Genomic DNA, 17,836 nt, shown 5'->3' with positions numbered 1-17,836 from the left:
GCCGTGCGTCTCTCGCCGTCACATCCCTCTCCCGTGCTGTGTCCGCCCTGCCCGGTCCCGGTGCGGTTAATTCTCCCACCAGGTAAGGACGAACACACGGGTCCGTTAGTTCGCGCTGCGCACGACGACTTCGCCGTTGTCGCTGACGGCCTTGACGACGTGGTCGCTGGCGGCGTCGGTCGGCACGGCGACATCCACGTCCCCGTTGTCGCTCCTGGCGTCCACCGCGTACGGCGCCCCGGCGGCGGGCAGCCGGATCTCGACCCGGTCGTTGTCACTCACCGTGTCCACCAGATCCGGCACCCCGGCCAGTTCGAGCCGCACCGACCCGTTGTCCGACTTGGCCACGACACTCTTCCCGGTCACCCGCTCCGCGACGATGCTGCCGTTCTCGCTGTCCAGCTCGAGCGCCCCGCTGGAGTCGGTGACCTTCACGCTGCCGTTGTCCGACCGCAGCTTCAGCGGGGTGCCGAACCCGCTCGCCCGCACGCTCCCGTTGTCGTCGTCCACGGTCACAGCGGTACCCCGCGGCACCTTCACGATGTGTTGCGCCACGCAGTCACTGGCGATGGCGTCGCACTTCACCTTCAGCGTGAGCGTCCCGTCCTTCATCCTCCACGTGGCGTCCGGCCCGTTCCCGAGGAACACCCACCCGTCGACCTGCCGGGTCACCTCCACCTCCTCGACATCGGCCGGCACCAGCTCGATGTCCGAGTTGTCGGAGTCGATGGTCAGGGCCTTGCCACTGAGCGGGAAGGACTTCTTCTCCACGGGTGCCTCGCTCGCGTCCGCACTCCCGCACCCGGCGAGACCCACCCCGAGCAGCAGAACCCCGGACGCGGCGAGCCCGCCCCGTACGGCACGGCGGTGATGGCGACGGAGTCTGCTGGTCATGGCGATCGTTCCCCCAGGTAGCTCTCTGTGATGTCCCTTCACACTACGAGCGCACCCGGCCCCGATCGATCCGGCCGCCCACCGTCTCCCGGCTGGGGCTATCCCCCGTACACCGCCACGAGGGCCGCCGACGGCAACGGCACCGGCGGAACGGTTTGGAGCTGCACGCTGTACGCCATGTACGCTGTTGCCTCATCCACGGGTGCGTAGCTCAGGGGTAGAGCGCTGCTCTTACAAAGCAGATGTCGGCGGTTCGAAACCGTCCGCGCCCACCAGTGCAAAGGCCCCCAGCCGATCATGGCTGGGGGCCTTTGACATCTACTTCTGACATCAACGGTGGCGTTCACTCACGGCCGGGCCGCCTCTTGAGCATCCGGTCCATGTGGCTGACAGCCTCGCGCTGCGTGTCCTGGACGACGTGCGTGTAGACGTTCATCGTCACCGCGATCTGGCTGTGCCCGAGGATCTCCATCACGACGCGGGGAGCGACCCCGGCCGCGGTCAGCAGGGTCGCGCAGCCGTGCCGGGCATCGTGCAGCCGGATGACGCGGATGCCGGCCGAATCGGCGACGCGGGTGAAGGAGCGGTACAGGTTCCGCGGCTCGATCGGCTGCCCGGTCCGTGTGGTGAAGACGTAACCGGTCTCCTGCCAGTCGGCACCGGCGCGCTCCCGTTGAGCAGCCTGCCGCAGACGCTGCCAGCGCAGGGGAGCAACACAGATGGCGGGGAGGGGCAGAGTCTGCTTCCGCCGGCGTCCCTTGGGATCGTCCTCGTACACCTCCCCGCGGACCCTCTGACGCTGGGTGCGTACGCGGATCTCCCGATTGTCGAGGTCGAGGTTCTCCCAGCGAAGACCGACGATCTCGCCACGCCGGAATCCGAGCGCGATGGCGAGCACGAAAGCCGCATAAAGCGGGTCGGTACGAGCAGCGGCCAGGAAGCCCAACGTCTCGTCCAACGACCACGGCGACAAGTCGCGGGCGTCGACCGAGGGCGGCTCGACGAGCGTCGCCACGTTCCTCGTCACCAGTTCCTCGCGGCAGGCAGCCGTCAGGGCGGTCCGCAGCACGCGGTGCGACTCCTTGGCGGTCGCGGCGGTGGTCTTCTTCTCCAGCTGGACGAGGAAGCGTCGGACGTCGGCGACGCTCAGCGATTCGAGCCGCTTGGAGCCGAGCATCGGGACCAGGTACAGCCGCACGTGTACTTCGTACTTGGCAAACGTCGTGCGCTTCCTGCGCGGCTTGATGATGTTGTCCAGCCAGTACGGCAGCCACTCGGAGAGCTTGGCCGACTTGGTGGGCACGGGCACGCCCTGGGCGACCTTGTCGAGGAGTTCGCGGCGCTTGGCGTCGCACTCGGCCCAGGTCTTGCCGTAGGCGAACTTGCGGGCGCGGGTGCCGTCCGGCTGGAGGACGTAGACGGCAGCCTGATAGCGGCCGTCCTTGCGCTTGGTGATGGTGCCCGCGCCGTTGGGGTTGCGCTTGCGCTGGGAGGCCATCAGGCAGCCTCCTCGATCTCGCGGGTGATGAAGTCCCGTACAGCGTCGGCCGGTACGCGCCGTGCTCGTCCGATGGTGATGGAGGTCAAGCGGCGCGATCGGATGAGGTCGTAGACCGTGGAGCGTCCTAGCTTGAGCCGCGCCATGACCTCGGGCACGGTCAGCAGTTCGGCGGGGGCGGTGGTCATGCTGCGGCTCCTTCCAGGGCGAGTTGGTCTTGCAGTGCTTCGCGGGCGGTTTCGCGGTTGAGTTGGATGTCTCGGGCGATCGAGGCGGCGAGGGCGGACTCACCGGGGGTGTGGCCGTGCCCCGCGTACTCCCAGGAGGCGAGAACCAGCACCGTGTCCGGGTCGCCGAGGGCGTCGTGGTTTTGGGCGGCGCGGTAGTCGGCGCGGATCTGGCGCAAGGCGCCGAGGGTGGTGGAGTAGCGGCGGGACTTGGTGGAGAAGTGGCCGCGGAAGCCGAGCATGTGCGCCCAGGCGCCCAGCTTCCGGTCGGGGTAGAGGGGTGCGAGGTCGAGGCAGGCCTCGATGAGGCGGCGGGGGTGGTCGGGCACGTCCAGGAGGTCGAGCACTTCTCGGTTCCCGATCCGGCGGTCGAGGCTGCCTGTCGACTCGGCCGCCTTGGTCGCGTACTTGGCCACGTAGGAGGCCACCGCCTTCTCGGTGATGTCGGAGCCGTCACCGAAGGCTTTGACCGGGCGGATGTCGAGCTGGCGGCCCCAGCGGAAAGGCCGGCAGGGCTGGTCTCCGGCGGCCGGGACCGTGATCGTCGTGTACGAGTGGGCGACCGCGGCGCGAATAGCGTCCTCGAGCAGCTGCACGCTCGCCCAGGACGGCGGGGCCGTATCGGGGCCGTCTGGCCCGTCGAGGCGGATCACGGCATGGAAGTGGATCGCGCCCCGCTTCTGAAACTCGGCGACCTTCCCGTACGAGAGGCGCAGCACGCCTTTCAGCTCGCGCTGGGTGAGTCCGGCGCGGGCGGCGATCTCTCGGCGGAGCCGGGTGGTGAAGCGCTGCCAGAGCTGTCCGGCGTGGTTGTTGAACAGGACCGTCCCGGCGTAGTCGTAGGTGGTCGGGTCGAGGGCGGTGCCCAGGGCGGGGTCGTCCTCGGGGTGGCGGGCGCCGCAGCGGCAGACGCCACGGTCGGGCCGGTTGTGGACCGGGCCGAACGAGGGCGCGGTGAGGGTGGCGAAGACGCGGGGGTGGTCGCGGACGGTGGTGGGGATGTCTTTGGACTCGTCGCCTGCCAGGCCCGCGCGGATGAGGTGGTAGGTGTCGCCTGCGTAGGTGTAGGCGCAGGTGGGGCAGCGGGAGGCGCGGCGGTTGCCGCAGGCGACGCGGAGCCGTCCGTCCGGTTCGGTGTCGGTGGAGTAGCGGCGCAGCGTCTCGCCGGTGGTCTTGTCCTTGGCGAGAGTCCAGCCGGTCAGGTGGATCGGGTCGGAGCAGCCGCCGGTGCGGTGCACCTGGTCTTTCCAGCGGTCGAAGCCGGGGGACCCGGCCACCCGGAGGACATCGTCCAGGGTGGCCGGGTCCAGGCCCGCCGCAGTGGCGGTGTCGGTCACGCGCTCTCCTCGTCGAGGTTCGGCAGGGCGTCGAGTTCGCGGGCGGCCTGGTCGGCTGCGGCGGAGATGGCGCGCAGGATGTCGGCGGTGCCGGCGGGGGCGATGAGCGCGATGTCGACGGGGCCGCCGCCGATCCGGAGGCTCACGAATTCGTGGTCCGCGAAGACGACGACGCGCGTGCGGGTGTCGGTGGTCAGGTGCGCGGTGACGGTGATGTCGTTCATGCCCGGCCCCCGACCAGCTGGGCGGTGCGGACGGGGCGGGTGCCGGTGCCGTGGCAGGCGGGGCAGTGGACGGTGATGGTGCGCAGGTTTCCGTGTCGGTCGCGGCCGCCGAGGGTGACGCGGACGGTGGGGAAGCCGTCGCAGTTCGAGCAGACCCGCGCGGGGGCGGTGATGCGGTCGGTCATGATGGGTGTTCCTTCCTGTCCTTCGGGATGGGTTGGGTGCGGCTCCGGGGCGGCGGTGACTTGGCGGTTGACGACCGCCCCGGAGCTGGTCAGAAGCGCTTGCGCGGGTTGTTGAGCAGTGAGCGGACGACGAGCGCGCAGACCGCGACCGAGGCCGCAGTGACGGCGACCGCCAGGAGCATCGAGACCAGGACCGCGCCGACGACGAGCACGACTCCGGCACCACCGGCGATCAGGGCGAGGAGGGTGCCCGGAGTCATCTGGACGGCGGGCCGAGCCGGGACGGGCGCAGGCACGTGAGCAGCGGGCGGGGTGTGCTGGCAGGTGCAGGCCGGAGCGGAATGCTGCTGCTCGATGCGGGTCGGTTGGACGGCGAGCGGTGTGACGATGCCGGTCGGGGTCGGCATGGTGGGGATGCGCGGGCGGAGCATGACGGTCTCCCTTCGCTTACTTCTGGGTTTCGTTGACGACGTCGACGCCCGTGCGGGTGCCGGACTCGATGGCGGGTGCCAGGAAGGTGTCGGCGAGGAGGAAGCCGCCGAGGAGTAACACGACGATCAGCCAGGTCGGCGGGCGGAAGAGCCGGATGCCGAAGTAGCCGAAGACGGCGATGACGAGGATCAGCGGGAGTTCGACGTTCATCGGTTGGTCTCCTGTCAGGCGATGCGGCAGCGGTGGGTGCGCGCGGCGAGGGTGGCGGCCGAGCGGCTGGTGTAGTCCGAGGACCAGCCGCAGCGGTCGGCGGTGCAGACGGCGGCGTGCTTGGTGCGGCCGTGCCGGTCGCGGTGGGTGCCGACCTGTACCGGGCCGATCCGCATCACGGAGTGGAAGAAGTCGCGGGCAGACATGACGGGTTGTCCTTTCTGATCAGGCAAGTTGGGCGGCGATGGCGTCGGCCATGGGGGCCGGGACGCCGAGGCGGGCTCGCAGGGTGTCGATGTCGATCGGTGTGCCAGTACGGGCGTGGTGGTCGTCGGCGACCTTGCGGGCGTGGTCGACTAGCGCGGCCGGGACCGGCGGAGCCGGAGCGGCAGCAGGCTCAGCGGCGGGCAGGGCCGGAGCAGGGTCCGAAGGTTCGACCGGCTCGGGCTCAGAGGCGGGGGCGGGTTCGGCCGGCACAACCTCGACCGGCTCAGGCTCCGGCTCCGACTCATGGGCGGGGTCGGTCGCGGCGGGTGAGTGGGCGAGGAGTGTGCCGCCGAGGAAAGCGAGTGCGGGCCATCCGGCGATGCCGAAGCGCAGCCAGGCGGGCGGGTGCTGGAGGTCGAGGAATCCGGCGGTGGCGACGTTCGCGCCGAGCGAGGCCACCAGGGCGATCAGGAACCAGCACCAGGCGAGCCTGGACGGGCCGTCGTTGCGCAGCCGACGCCAGGCGGCGACCAGGAGCAGGTCGACCGAGACGGGATAGGCCCATGCCTTCCATCCGGTCTGTCCGGCAGCGGCGGCGAGGTCGTGCAGGTGGGCGAAGGACAGGGCCCCGGCGATCACGGCTTGCACCAGGACGGCGTCGACGCGCAGCTTGCGGGTCATGTCTTCACCTCCTTTGCAGGGCGTTTGGGCATGGCAGGGGTAGGGAGCTGGCACGAGGCGGTCGCGCCGACCGGGATGCGGGGGCGGGTCAGACGGAGGCGGGTGCCTCTGCCTGGGCCGGCACTTTGGCGAGCGAGACCGTGGGGGGCAGCGGCCGGAACGGAGCCAGCTCCGGCAGGTCCGGCGTGCGGTGTGCGTTGGCGTTGCAGACGTTCACGGCCTGGCGCAGCGAGGTGAACGGGGTGCGGATGCGGACCCAGCCGCCGGTCGAGTCACCGGCGACGGCGGTGCCGGGGCGGTTCGCGGGGATCTGGGTGGCGGCGAATACTGCATCGGGGGAGATGTCGCCGAACGCCATCTTGGCGGAGGCTTCATCGTTGACCCGGTGTGCCGTACGGCCGGTGAGCTGGGCGCGGAGCATGGTGATTCCGTCGCCGAGTTCGGAGCCGAAGCGCTGGCCGCAGATTTCGACGTAGATGCCGGCAGCGCGGCCGAGCTGGACGAGCCGGACCAGTGCAGTGACGATCCGTTCGCGGCGCTTCTTCTCTGCCGCGTTGGCGAACAGCGACAGTTCGGCGACCTCGTCGACCAGGAGCACGATAGGGACGGGACGAAGGTGGTCGGGCAGGCCCCAGATGTCGGCGGTGATCTCTGCGTCCGGGACGTCCGAGCTGATGCGCTGCTCGCGACGGACGATCCGGTACGTCGCAGCCATCCTCTCCACGAGGACGTCGAGCAGGTCGGCAGCATCGTCGGCATTGTCGGCAAGCGCCGAGAAGCGTCGGGCGAGCGGGTAGAGCTCTACTCCTTCCTTGCAGTCGATGCCGACCAGGGCGACGTCGAGTGCAGCGAGTTCCTTGACCAACTGCCGCTGGTAGACGGACTTTCCGGACTCGGTGGCACCGACGTTGAGGGCGTGCGGGACCTGGCGGTAGTCGCGGTAGTGAACCTCCCCGTCCTCCCGCAGGGCGACGGGGATGCGTAGGCCCTCACGCTCGACCCTCGCGGGCATCTGCACCCGCTTGAGCACGTCGTATCCGGTCATCCGCAGCTCGACGACACCCGACTTGATCTCGCGGGAGGTGACACCCTGCATGGTGAGCGAGTGCCGCAGCCGGTCGGTGGAGGCGGCGAAGTCGAAGGCGTCCTGACCGGGCCGGAGACCCAGCCGCAGCACCAATCCGGTGCGGGTCGGGCGCATGGCCAGGATGCGCGGCGGCCGGGGGGCCGGGATGGGCCGGTGGGCGATGCGGGCCCAGGCCAACCGCAGCCGGGACGGCGGGACCGTGAGCCCGCAGGCGTCCATGACCGAGGAGTACCGGATCAGGACCCGAACGGCAGCGAGGGCGATGCCGAAGGCGAGCCAGTACCAGGCGGGGCGGCGCCACTTGAGCAGCAGCGCCAGCCCGACGACGGCCAGCAGGCCGATCGCTGTCCCGGTCACGATCAGGCCGCCTTCGGCTTGCCGGCGTCCGCGGCCAGGGAGGTGACGGCGATCGCGCGGAAGCTGATGCCGTGGCGCTTCTGGCCGTTGAACTCGTTCTCCCATGGCCGGGCCACCACGCCAGTGAGGCCGACCGGGGTGCCGGTGGTCAGCTCGCCGGTGAACCCGGTCTCCGGAACGGTCAGGCTCAGGATTTCGGCGTTGCCGTTCATGACGAACATGACGTCGACCGTCATCAGCGGTGCACCGGTGTCCCGGTCAGTGGCGACCTCTCCGGTCTGACGGTTGGCAATCTTCGGCTGCGGGGGCTGGGCCACCATCACGACGGCGCCGGTGGTGTCGACGGGAATCTGACGCATCGTCTTGTCTCCTGTGGTTGAGGGTGATTCGGGCCGCCGTATCGGGCGGTGAGATCAGGAGACCGCAGGAAGGGATGGACACATCACGGCCCGTATGGACGTTTGGGGACGTCTGAGCTATCGTCAAAACGTCCCTAGCGTCCCCCAGGTGAGGGCGGTACCGAGATGGCGAACGAGCGTCTGCGCGCGACGATTTCGGCGAAGGGCGAGACCGTTCAGTCGGTCGCGCAGCACGTCGGAGTGGACCCCAAGAGCGTCGAGCGTTGGATCACGACGGACCGCACGCCACACCGAGGTCACCGATGGAAGGCGTCCAGCTTCCTCGGCGTGGACGAGGTCTACCTCTGGCCCGCGGTGACGAAGCAGGCGGAGACGGCCAGCACTTCGGAACTGGTGACGTACTACCCGCATCGCGGAGCAGTGCCGGCCACCCTCTGGTCATCGCTGATCGAGCAGGCGTCCAGCCACGTCGAGATCCTCGTGTACGCGGGCCTGTTCCTCTTCGACAGCCACCCCGACCTGCCGGACCAGCTCACGGACAAGGCCAAGGCAGGAGCCCAGGTCCGGGTACTCCTTGGTGACCCCGAGTCGGACATGGTCCGCCAGCGTGGCGAGGAAGAGGGCATCGGTAGCGACCTTGCCGCCCGAGCACGGATCACCCGCCGCTACCTCGAACCAGCAACCAGGACACCGGGCGTCGAGGTCCGGCTCCACGACACGATCCTCTACAACTCCATCTACCGGTTCGACGACGACGTCCTGGTGAACCCACACGTTCTCGGCGCACCGGCCGGACAGAACCCGGTGCTGCACTTCCGGTACATCCCCGGGGCCCGGACGTTCCGCCACTACATGAAGAGCTTCGACTATGCGTGGGAGCAGGGCACCCCGTCGTAACCGCAGTCGGCGACGGGCATGCGACGCTGGAGTCATGGCCCGCATCGACTACTTCAACGATCCGAACGCTCCGAAGGCGAACAGCATCGTCCCGTCCGTCACCGCCGTTGCCCGCAATGAGGCTGGCGAAGTGCTACTGATCCACAAGACCGACAACGATCTGTGGGCCCTGCCCGGCGGCGGCGTCGATGTCGGCGAGTCTGCCGCAGACGCCGCGGTACGTGAGACGAAGGAAGAGACCGGGTTCGAGGTCGAGGTGATCGGTCTGGTCGGCCTGTACACCAACCCGGCGCACGTCATGGCGTACGACGACGGCGAGGTACGGCAACAGTTCTCGATCTGCTTCACAGCGAAGATCACCGGCGGAGAATTGCGCACCAGCAGCGAGAGCAAGGAAGTCGCCTTCGTCCGGCCGGACCGGCTCGACGAGCTGAATATCCATCCGTCGATGCGGATGCGGATCGATCGCGGACTCTCCGGCGAAACGACGCCCTACATCGGCTGATCGCCGAGCCGCGCGAGAGTCCGCTCGACAGCGCCCCCGAGGTAGGGCCGAGCCTTGCTGATCGCGTTGTGCACTTCGCTGCCGGGCTCGTAGCGCACCAGGATCTCGTCGATGCGCTTATCGAAGTCGAAGCGCTGCCCGGCGGGGCCGGTGGTCATGTCGGCGAAGATCAGCGCGTCCAGGACCGGGGAGTCTTCCCGCTCGTACACGGCCAGCTCAGCCGAGAGCCCACGTTGCTCTGCTTCGTACACAGCACCGGAGTGATGGGCAACGAGCCGAACCAGACGATCAGGCGCACCGAGCGAGGCCAGATGCCGGGCACCGTCAAGCGGGTGGAATCCGGTGTCACGCAGCTCGGGTGCATACCCGATGTCATGGAGCCAGGCCGCCGCGACGAGGAGGTCCCGTTCGTTCTCGGGCAGAGCCTGCGAGGCTTCGACAGCCCGAGCTGCGACCGCCTGAGTGTGCAGCCAACGGTTCCCGAGCGGTGGCAACAACGACTCGGCCAGCTCGGCCGCTCCCTGGGGCGTATCCAGCGCAGAAGGCATGACCAGCACCGTAACGCAGCAGACGGACAGGCCGACAGACCGACCGCAGGCCATGGGAGCAGCGCGGTAAGAGTTTCTCTACTCGATCAAGGCGGCTCGCTCCGCTCGCCGCGCGCGGCCCCGGCTCCAGCGCCGGGCCCCGACGCTCCTGTCTCCGCCCCGCTCCGGGCCCCGGCTCCGCCGGCCGCGCGGCTAGAGCGAGACGTCTTGCCCGAGGTGAGAACGAGGCCGGTACGGGGCTGGGGCGGTCGGCTCCACGGCTTTAGGCAGCCACCATGGGGCGAGCCTCGAAGATCGGGGCCCACATCGGGCCATTACCGGGCAGGTCCACAGACTGCCCGATTTCGCTGACCAGCGTACGGGCCCCGATCTCTCGCCCCATGGCAGCTCCCGCCCAAAGCCGCTCCCGCCGACCTAGAGGATCTCTCTTCCGCGTGGAAGGGATCTAGGAGGATGGCTTCGCGACTTCCATGGCGTGCTGCCGAAGTTCCCCGGAAAGGTTGGCGCCAAATTCCTTAGTCGTGGTCCAAATTGTCTTCTTCTTAGGTTTACCCCGAATCCCCCTCTTTATCTGAACGACGACGGCCGAGCAGTTCAGAAGTCTCTTGTTAAAAGCTGCACCTAGCGGTGACGCCCCATCCATCGGATCGGACTCCAGAATCACCGTATTCGCCGACTTCGGTTCGAGGGAAACATACGAAGACTCGGAGATGCGGTGACAATTGCCCTTCCCGTCAATCATTTTTGTGGCCCGTAGCGGCAGTGGCTCCAACGCAAATGTTGCGCCACTCGTTTTGAGGGCCCCGTAGGGGCTCAACAGCGCGGTGTGCGCCCCCTTATTTACAACAATCATGGATATCCTGTAGGGGCCAGATTCAAGGGCATCCCCTAGCTTCGTAACTAGTGTGTCCGCCCTGGCCTGGTCGGCCCTGATCCCCTGAATGGCAAATTCTAGGCACTCACGCAGCGCATCGCGATCGAAGAACCTCATCGCCTCAACCAGCGGCCTAATCCTCTGTAGGTCCACGTCACCTATCGGCGAGTCGTACGATATGGGGTGATAGAAATTCGGTAGCTCCAGATACATGATGCTGCGATCACTCATCTCCTTCTCATGCAAGTCGAAGAGCGGCTCCCGCTCTCGCGCCTGTCCCGGCGAGGGTGAAAGTGCGCGACGGCGGAGGCCTGACCGAATCTCCATATAGATGAGGGAGCTTGGCGGACTGAGCAATTCCTCAATGAATTCAACCTTTTCCTCCTTATTGTGGCAATTGCGAAGTCTTCTCTTGAATTCCTTCGCCAGCTCAATTTGAGATGAGGCCCCGTCTCGAAGTTGCTCAGACTGGTTACGTGTCTCTGTAACGTCGGAACAGGGTGATATATTTTGGAGACTCGGGCCTACGAGAAAAGAATCCGATATTTCCTTGGTTCGAGGGCTGATCTCTATTTGATCATCCGGGTCTCGATCCTTTGCGATCGATACAAGGGTGAGGTCTAGTCGCGGGCGATTCCACCACGTTGTCAGCCAGAATGCTGCTGTACCACCGAGGAGGGCAGCGATGATGGGGACAGCTATCTCAACCATGCGGATCGCCTCGTCCCGTGTATTGCGAATGAAGAGAGATCTCTGCGCGGTCGCCTGTTACTCATGGTGGGCGCCTGACTCTACTGTTCACCAACTCGGTTACTCCATTCGGGTGAATCTCACCTGCGGCCATCCACCAGCGGAGATCTGCGCTACCTGAGGTAGAGGGCGCGGTGGTCAGCAGACGTGTTGTACATCAGCGGAGTACAGCAACCACGCCGACCGTAGTAGACCTTCAGGGCACCTGAGGCGCTGGCCGTGCAGCCTCGCAGACCTCAGAGAAGAGACCGCCCCGCCGATAGTTCGCATCGAGGGGGCGCCTGACATCCATAGCTGACATCAACGGCAGTGGACAGCAGCAACATCGAGCGGCTATCAGCAGCGCCGTTGCCTGTGACTCGCCCAGGTGCGACGGCGGCCCGGGCGAACTTACAAAGCAGATGTCGGCGGTTCGAAACCGTCCGCGCCCACCAGCCGAAACGCCCCCGCAGCGAGCCGCTGCGGGGGCGTTGACGGTAGGTCTTGACGGCAGTCCCTCAGACTCGGTGATAGCAGCTGGCTGTGTCTAGTCCCACGTGATGTTTGACGTTCGGGTCTCAGCTGATGCTTGACGGTGGGCCTAGGGTCTGTTGCGAAAGTGGATCTTGTTCGTTGATGATCACGCTCTGTGGGACGTGGTGATCTGACGAATGGCCAGTGGGCCCGGCTGGAGCCGTTGTTGCCGCAGGGCATCAAGCCGGGCCGTCCGCCGGTGTGGACGCGGCGGCAGCTGATAGACGGCATACGGTGGCGGACCCGGACAGGTGCTCCCTGGCGCGATGTGCCGGAACGCTACGGGCCCTGGGACCGGGTCTATGACCTGTTCCGCCGCTGGCAGCGGGATGGCACCTGGGCCAGGATCGTCACCCTCCTCCAGGCCGAGGCGGATGCGAAGGGCCTGATCACCTGGGACGTGAACGTCGACTCCACCGTCTGCCGGGCCCACCAGCACGCGGCCGGGGCGGCGAAAAGGGGGACCTGCAAAAGGAGCCGCCCGGCGGCATTGCCGTCGAGCCGGCCGACCACGGCCTCGGACGCTCCCGAGGCGGTCTGACGACCAAGATCCACCTTGCCGTCGAGCAGGGGGCAGAAGCCTCTGTCGGTGCTGATCGCGGCCGGGCAGCGAGGCGACTCTCCGCAGTTCGAGTCCGTCCTGGACGCGATCCGGGTGCCGCGGATCGGTCCTGGTCGACCCCGTAAGCGACCGGACCGTGTGCGGGCCGACAAGGCGTACGACTCCCGCCGCAACCGGGCCTACCTGCGAAGACGCGGTATCAAGGCGACCATCCCGGTCCCGGCGGACCGAGTTCGCAACCGCCAGAAACTCGGCTCCCGAGGCGGTCGGCCGCCGAAGTTCGACAAGACCGACTACCGCGAGCGCCACGCGGTCGAACGCGGGATCAACCGCCTCAAGCGCCACCGGGCCGTGGCCACGAGATACGACAAGCTTGCCGTCCGTTACGAGGCGACCGTGCTGGTGGCAGTCCTCCTCAACGAGTGGCTGTGACCAGTGGGTTTTGCCGTCGACCTCAGTCTGTCGGTGTCGGCACGGCGCAGGCATCGGCGATAGCCCGCGTGTCCCAGTAGAACGGACGGACCTCGGTGATCCGCCCGTCCTTGACCGTGATCGCTTGCAGAATGGGGAAGCTGAGTTCACGGCCGGTCGCGCGAGCGCGAGCACGGACCTTTGTGAGCACGACCGCAGTCTCACCGGTGGCCAGGAACTCCTGTTCCACCATCTCGAACGACTCCCACACCTCTCCCATCATGAGGAAGAACTGCGTCATGCCGTTGTGCCCACGCCAAGTGCCTCCGTAGGGCAGGGCATCTGCTTGATGCAGCTCGACATCCGGCGCAAAGAAGGGGGCGAGGAGGTCGAACGAAGCCTCGCCAGGGCCTCCCGCCGCCAGGTACTCCGCCTCAGCCGCATACATGCCGGTGAGAACTGTTGCTGACTCCGTAGTGGATGACATCGTCATGCCGCCAGCATGAGGACCACAGCAGGACCTTGCTGGCGGTAATCAGACATCGTTGTGCTGCACGGTCGGCACTTCCGCAACACGCCCTAGACCACATCGGAAACCTTGTAGGGCTTGTTCGCTTTCACGTGGCGGACGGGAATGTCGGTGGTGCGCCGGATGACGCGGACCTGGCCGTCCAGCTCGACGCTGATCGTCGTGTCCGAGACGTGCACTGTCACCGTTTGACCTGCGTAGGGGCGCCTGAGGGACACGACCTGACGGCAGACCATGACCGTGCCCACCGCACTGACCCGCCGCTGCACCCGCACCGGCTCGACGCCCGGCCGCGGCGGCGGGCCAGCCGGACGCAGGCCCCGCAGCCGACTGACTTCCTCGCTGGTCAGCGGGTTGGGCCGCACCCTCAGCAGCTTCCGCGACGACGGATCGAAGAACGACAGCGTCTCGTCGTCGATCCGGATACTCACCGCACGACCGCCCAGGATCTTCGCCGCCAGCACCTGATGCCCGCCCAGGCCCACCAGGCCGCTGTTGTTCACCACCCGGTCCACCTCGAACGCGGCTCCGTCCCCGGCAGGCAGCGGCGGCGGCCCGGCAGCACGTCCACCGCGGGCGGCCAGCTGTCCCAGGTCCGCCACGGACAGGTGCGAACGCACGCTCTTGATCCGCGTTCCGGCGATCAGCAGATGAATCACAGAAGTGTCGGCCCAGAACGTCACCGTCAGGCCTGAGCGGGCCGGACCGAGCCAGAACTGCTTGCCCGCGACCTGCAGATTCCCACTCGCAGGCACCACCCGCTCGAACTCCACCGGCCCGCCCTCGTCCACCTGCACCGCCTCGGGAAGAGGGACAGGAGCCGACGTCGCTTCGGCCGGATCCGGCGCCGCAGGGGAAGCCCGCTGCTGCGGCACCAGCGCGAGCACCCCCGGCACCCTCAGCCCCAGAACATCCCGCTCCTCCTCGGGAACCGGCGTGAACCGATCGCCCGGCGACTGCATGTCCAGCGCCTGGTGCGGCCGCACGGAGTTGTACTCCTCCACCCAACGATCCAGCGCCGCCTGAGCCGCCTCGATGCTCTCGAACGCACCGCAGTCGTCGAGGAGTTCGCGCCTCAGCGTCTGATGGAACCGCTCGACCTTGCCCATCGTGGTCGGCGACGCCGGCTGGGTGAGCCGGTGAGCGACCCCGTTCTCCCGGCAGATCCGGTCGAACAGCACCTCACCACCGTGCCCGAACCGGTCGGTGAACTGCTTGCCGTTGTCCGTCAGCACCTCCTCCGGCACCCCGAACGCCTGCAAGGCCCGGGCGAAGGCTGCGCAGACCGCCCGCCCGGTCGCCCGCTCAACCACCGACGCGATCACGCAGTACCGGGAATGATCGTCCACACCGGTCACAATCTTTGCCTCGGACAACTCACCCGTTACCGGGTTGACCAGCATCACGCCGCCGACGATGTCCATCTGCCACAGCTGCATCGCACGGTCCCGCTGCCAGCGCTTGTACTCCGACCGCTTCCGGCGCCGGACCCCAGGTTCCGCCAGCCCATGGCGGACCAGGATCCGATACACGGTCATCCGCGACGGCACCGGCGTGACTGCCCCGGACCGCTCCAGCACATGAGCGATCCGCCGCGGACCCCACCGAGGATGCTGACGTCGAAGCTCGCACACGGCCGCCTCCACCTCGGCAGAGGCCTGATACGGACACGACGCCGGCCGACGCGACCGGTCCGCCAGACCCGCCAGGCCCGAGGCCGCATACCGGGACTTCCACCCGCTGACCGTCTGCCGCGACACCCCCAGCGAAGCGGCGACCTCCGTCACCGTCGCACCCGCCAGCACGGCCAGGACAGCCCGGTATCTCTGCTCGACAACCGACAACTCCACCAGCGCCAATCCCGGCCTCCCGCCACACGCCGCAACGACGTGCACAGAAAAGCCGAACACGGCCACTGTCAACCATCAGCTGGGACCGAAGTGTCAAGCATCTCCCGGGATCGGACAGCAGGCCGTGGGATCAGCGCGGTAAGAGTTTCTCTACGGGTTCAAGGCGGCTCGCTCCGCTCGCCGCGCGCGGCCCCGGCTCCAGCGCCGGGCCCCGACGCTCCTGTCTCCGCCCCGCTCCGGGCCCCGGCTCCGCCGGCCGCGCGGCTGGAGCGAGCACACCTGATGCGGTGGACGGTAGCCCGCTGTGGCTGGGGCCGGTCGGCTCCACGGCTTTAGGCAGCCGCCATGGGGCGAGCCTCGAAGATCATGGCCCCAACGTCGTGCTTTACCGGGCAGGTCCACAGACTGCCCGATAGCTGACCAGCGTACGGGCCATGATCTCTCGCCCCATGGCAGCTCCCGCCCAAAGCCGCTCCGTAAGTTGTTCGGCGGTCCGGGAGAGTCGGGTGTGGCTCTAAAACCGCTTGCCGCAGATGGCTCCGGTGGAGTGGCCGCCCGGCTCTCCGGGACGCCCTGGCCGCTGATTGAGATGTGCGCATTAGTCGCTGTTTACGGAGCTGACGGCGGGTGTTCCTCGGACCGAACGGCATGCTGCCTGAACCGAGGAGACGCACATGGCCGAGCATTTGACCCAGCTCTGGGTCGGGATCGATGCAGGTAAGGCCCATCACTGGCTGGTCGCGGGCGACGACAGCGGGGCGACGGCATGGAGCCGGAAGGTTCACAACGACGAGAGCGCGATTCTGACCGCGCTCGGCGAGATCCTCGCCCTTGCGGACGAGGTGCACTGGGCCGTGGATATTGCCGGCACCGCGTCCGCGCTGCTGCTGGCCCTACTCGCCGCCCATGGCCAACAGGCCGTCTACGTTCCCGGTCGCACGGTCAACCGCATGTCCGGCGCCTACCGTGGTGAAGCCAAGACCGACGCTCGCGACGCCTACGTGATCGCCGACACCGCGCGCCTGCGGCGAGACTTCACCTCCATCGAGGTGCCCGCCCAGCTCGCCGCCGACCTGGCCCTGCTGACCGCCCACAGATCTGACCTGATCGCCGACCGGGTCCGCATGCTCAACCGCCTCCGCGACGTGCTCACCGGCATCTTTCCCGCGCTGGAACGCGCCTTCGACTACGCCGACCACAAAGGCGCATTGATCCTGCTGACCGGCTACCAAACCCCGGCAGCCATACGCCGCCGCGGCCAGACCCGCCTCGCCGCCTGGCTCTCAGGCCGGAACGTGCGCAACGCCGACGCGGTCGCCACCACCGCAATGCAAGCCGCTAAGGCTCAGCACACCGAGCTGCCTGGCCAGGACCTCGCCGCCAAAATCGTCGCGGACATCGCCGAGCAAATCCTGGCCCTGGACGATCGGCTCAAGCACATCGACCAGCAGATACGGCAGACCTTCCGCACTCACCCTCACGCCGAGATCATCGAGTCCCTGCCGGGCATGGGCCCCATCCTCGGCGCCGAGTTCATCGTCGCCGCGGGCGACCTGGCCGCCTACCCCGACGCCGGCCACCTCGCCTCTGCCGCCGGCCTCGTCCCCGTTCCCAGGGACTCCGGTCGACGAAGCGGCAACCTCCACCGCCCAAAGCGCTACAGCCGACGCCTGCGCCGGGTCTTCTACCTGTCCGCCCAGACCAGCATCATCCGCGAAGGCCCCAACCGCGACTACTACTTGAAGAAGCGAGCCGAGGGCTGCAAACACGTCCAAGCCGTGATCGCCCTCGCCCGCCGACGCGTCAACGTTCGCTGGGCCCTACTCCGGGACGGACGGCCCTTCTCCATGCAGCCACCATCCGTCCGCCCGGCCTGACAAGGGGCCTCAGTAAGCTGCGGTCGACCCAGGAGGCCAAAGCCAGTGACCGTCGGACCAGAACGATCAGCCCGCATCGCAGCCACGGTCGAATCGGCCCGATCAGTCTGGGAGGCAACGCACGACGCCGACTCGCTGCAGCAGTGGCTGAAGGACCACAACTGCCACGGGGCCGATGCCGTGCTCGTCACCATGGGTCTCTTGCACTGCGGACTTGCCGAGGCAGGACGCATGTTCTTCACCGCCCCCTGCCGCCAGGCCGAGCGCGACTTCCACAACCAGGTCATGGAGGGCCTGGGGGCCGCTAGCGAAGACCTCTGACAGCATCGGGGCCGTCCTCAGCCCCCTTGACTCGGTCATTAAGACTCCACCGCCCTCGACGCCGTGGGTGGCAACGAGGACGAGGAAGCAGAGGCGACCGAAGGCGTGTGACATCAGCGGCTCGGCGGCATGTCGTTTCAGGCAGTGGCGCTGGGAGCAGCGGGTGCACAAGCGGGTGCCGCGGAGTTGAGCGGTGTCGGCCGGCCGAGTGACCAGAGTGCGGGGCCACTTGGGTGGCGGGGGTGGGCAGGCCTTCGAACGCCGTCTACTGCTCACGGTCGTGCGTCGTAAGGGCCTGGAGGGCCCGGAAGGAAACGTTCGGGGAAGGGTCACAGCGACCGCATCGCGAACGCATTCGAATCCCATCTTCGATCAGATTTCCAGTAATTGCCGCCGTCCAGGCGATCTCCGGCTTGCTGCTGGGGTTATCTCGTAGTTACCTCAAGGCGAAGAGTGAACAATCCCCCTCCGGCTACCAGCGACGATGCGCACGTGAGTTTA

General features: G+C 67.6%; 20 protein-coding genes, 1 tRNA gene and 1 pseudogene. 6 read left to right on the top strand and 16 right to left on the bottom strand.

The window, feature by feature from the left end:
* Positions 1-105: 105 nt before the first annotated feature.
* Positions 106-894 carry a DUF4097 domain-containing protein gene (locus OGH68_RS10630; protein WP_264243128.1) on the bottom strand — a complete coding sequence of 263 codons (789 nt, stop codon included), beginning with the start codon at positions 892-894 and terminating at the stop codon, positions 106-108.
* A 200-nt stretch (positions 895-1,094) separates the two neighbouring features.
* Here OGH68_RS10630 and OGH68_RS10625 point away from each other — a divergent pair.
* A tRNA-Val gene (locus tag OGH68_RS10625) sits at positions 1,095-1,169 on the top strand.
* A 68-nt stretch (positions 1,170-1,237) separates the two neighbouring features.
* Here the strand turns inward: OGH68_RS10625 and OGH68_RS10620 are convergent.
* The 11 genes from OGH68_RS10620 to OGH68_RS10570 form a co-directional block, all read right to left on the bottom strand.
* Positions 1,238-2,392: a tyrosine-type recombinase/integrase gene (locus OGH68_RS10620; protein WP_264243127.1), complete on the bottom strand. Its 1,155-nt coding sequence runs from the start codon at positions 2,390-2,392 to the stop codon at positions 1,238-1,240.
* Positions 2,392-2,580 (bottom strand): helix-turn-helix domain-containing protein, encoded by a 189-nt coding sequence (locus OGH68_RS10615; protein ID WP_264243126.1) that lies wholly within the window; start codon positions 2,578-2,580, stop codon positions 2,392-2,394. Before OGH68_RS10615 ends, OGH68_RS10620 begins: the two co-directional genes overlap by 1 nt.
* Positions 2,577-3,956: a replication initiator protein RepSA gene (gene repSA, locus OGH68_RS10610; RefSeq protein ID WP_264243125.1), complete on the bottom strand. Its 1,380-nt coding sequence runs from the start codon at positions 3,954-3,956 to the stop codon at positions 2,577-2,579. Before repSA ends, OGH68_RS10615 begins: the two co-directional genes overlap by 4 nt.
* Positions 3,953-4,180, bottom strand: a complete 228-nt coding sequence (locus OGH68_RS10605; RefSeq protein WP_264243124.1) for a hypothetical protein — start codon at positions 4,178-4,180, stop codon at positions 3,953-3,955. The genes repSA and OGH68_RS10605 overlap by 4 nt, the downstream gene beginning before the upstream one ends.
* Positions 4,177-4,365 (bottom strand): hypothetical protein, encoded by a 189-nt coding sequence (locus OGH68_RS10600; protein ID WP_264243123.1) that lies wholly within the window; start codon positions 4,363-4,365, stop codon positions 4,177-4,179. The genes OGH68_RS10605 and OGH68_RS10600 overlap by 4 nt, the downstream gene beginning before the upstream one ends.
* 89 nt (positions 4,366-4,454) lie before the next feature.
* Entirely contained in the window at positions 4,455-4,796 is a 342-nt protein-coding gene (locus OGH68_RS10595; protein WP_264243122.1) for a SpdD-like protein, read from the bottom strand.
* Positions 4,797-4,812: 16 nt separating this feature from the next.
* Positions 4,813-5,007 (bottom strand): hypothetical protein, encoded by a 195-nt coding sequence (locus OGH68_RS10590; RefSeq protein WP_159692395.1) that lies wholly within the window; start codon positions 5,005-5,007, stop codon positions 4,813-4,815.
* A gap of 14 nt (positions 5,008-5,021) precedes the next feature.
* A complete protein-coding gene (locus tag OGH68_RS10585; protein WP_177150014.1) occupies positions 5,022-5,213 on the bottom strand; it encodes a mobile element transfer protein in 192 nt (63 codons plus the stop codon).
* Between the two features lie 19 nt (positions 5,214-5,232).
* Positions 5,233-5,895, bottom strand: coding sequence for a DUF2637 domain-containing protein (locus OGH68_RS10580; RefSeq protein WP_264243121.1), 663 nt, complete (start codon positions 5,893-5,895; stop codon positions 5,233-5,235).
* A gap of 88 nt (positions 5,896-5,983) precedes the next feature.
* Positions 5,984-7,339: an FtsK/SpoIIIE domain-containing protein gene (locus OGH68_RS10575; RefSeq protein ID WP_264243120.1), complete on the bottom strand. Its 1,356-nt coding sequence runs from the start codon at positions 7,337-7,339 to the stop codon at positions 5,984-5,986.
* A gap of 2 nt (positions 7,340-7,341) precedes the next feature.
* Positions 7,342-7,698, bottom strand: a complete 357-nt coding sequence (locus OGH68_RS10570; RefSeq protein ID WP_264243119.1) for a hypothetical protein — start codon at positions 7,696-7,698, stop codon at positions 7,342-7,344.
* 165 nt (positions 7,699-7,863) lie between these two features.
* On the opposite strand from OGH68_RS10570, the gene OGH68_RS10565 reads away from it, so the two are divergent.
* Complete coding sequence (locus tag OGH68_RS10565; protein ID WP_264243118.1) at positions 7,864-8,595, top strand: helix-turn-helix domain-containing protein; 732 nt, start codon at positions 7,864-7,866, stop codon at positions 8,593-8,595.
* Positions 8,596-8,629: 34 nt separating this feature from the next.
* Entirely contained in the window at positions 8,630-9,100 is a 471-nt protein-coding gene (locus tag OGH68_RS10560) for an NUDIX hydrolase (RefSeq protein WP_264243117.1), read from the top strand.
* On the opposite strand, the gene OGH68_RS10555 is transcribed toward OGH68_RS10560, so the two are convergent.
* Both OGH68_RS10555 and OGH68_RS10550 read right to left on the bottom strand, forming a co-directional pair.
* A complete protein-coding gene (locus OGH68_RS10555; RefSeq protein ID WP_264243116.1) occupies positions 9,088-9,648 on the bottom strand; it encodes an HD domain-containing protein in 561 nt (186 codons plus the stop codon). The two genes, OGH68_RS10560 and OGH68_RS10555, sit on opposite strands and share 13 nt — an antisense overlap.
* A gap of 445 nt (positions 9,649-10,093) precedes the next feature.
* The gene (locus OGH68_RS10550; protein WP_264243115.1) at positions 10,094-11,233 is read right to left on the bottom strand and encodes a hypothetical protein; all 1,140 of its coding nucleotides are present in this window, start codon (positions 11,231-11,233) and stop codon (positions 10,094-10,096) included.
* A 667-nt stretch (positions 11,234-11,900) separates the two neighbouring features.
* On the opposite strand from OGH68_RS10550, the pseudogene OGH68_RS10545 reads away from it, so the two are divergent.
* A pseudogene (locus OGH68_RS10545) lies at positions 11,901-12,779 on the top strand (IS5 family transposase).
* Positions 12,780-12,801: 22 nt separating this feature from the next.
* Here OGH68_RS10545 and OGH68_RS10540 read toward each other — a convergent pair.
* Together OGH68_RS10540 and OGH68_RS10535 are read right to left on the bottom strand one after the other, a co-directional pair.
* Positions 12,802-13,251, bottom strand: a complete 450-nt coding sequence (locus tag OGH68_RS10540) for a nuclear transport factor 2 family protein (protein WP_264243114.1) — start codon at positions 13,249-13,251, stop codon at positions 12,802-12,804.
* An 86-nt stretch (positions 13,252-13,337) separates the two neighbouring features.
* Entirely contained in the window at positions 13,338-15,146 is a 1,809-nt protein-coding gene (locus OGH68_RS10535) for an IS481 family transposase (protein ID WP_413470960.1), read from the bottom strand.
* A gap of 665 nt (positions 15,147-15,811) precedes the next feature.
* Between OGH68_RS10535 and OGH68_RS10530 the strand changes: the two genes are divergently transcribed.
* Complete coding sequence (locus tag OGH68_RS10530; RefSeq protein ID WP_264243113.1) at positions 15,812-17,014, top strand: IS110 family transposase; 1,203 nt, start codon at positions 15,812-15,814, stop codon at positions 17,012-17,014.
* Positions 17,015-17,059: 45 nt separating this feature from the next.
* Positions 17,060-17,335, top strand: a complete 276-nt coding sequence (locus OGH68_RS10525; RefSeq protein WP_264243112.1) for a hypothetical protein — start codon at positions 17,060-17,062, stop codon at positions 17,333-17,335.
* Positions 17,336-17,836: the final 501 nt, after the last annotated feature.

This window comes from Streptomyces peucetius, assembly GCF_025854275.1.
Classification (GTDB): Bacteria; Actinomycetota; Actinomycetes; order Streptomycetales; family Streptomycetaceae; genus Streptomyces; species Streptomyces peucetius_A.
This window is presented reverse-complemented; position numbering and strand designations above follow the sequence as displayed.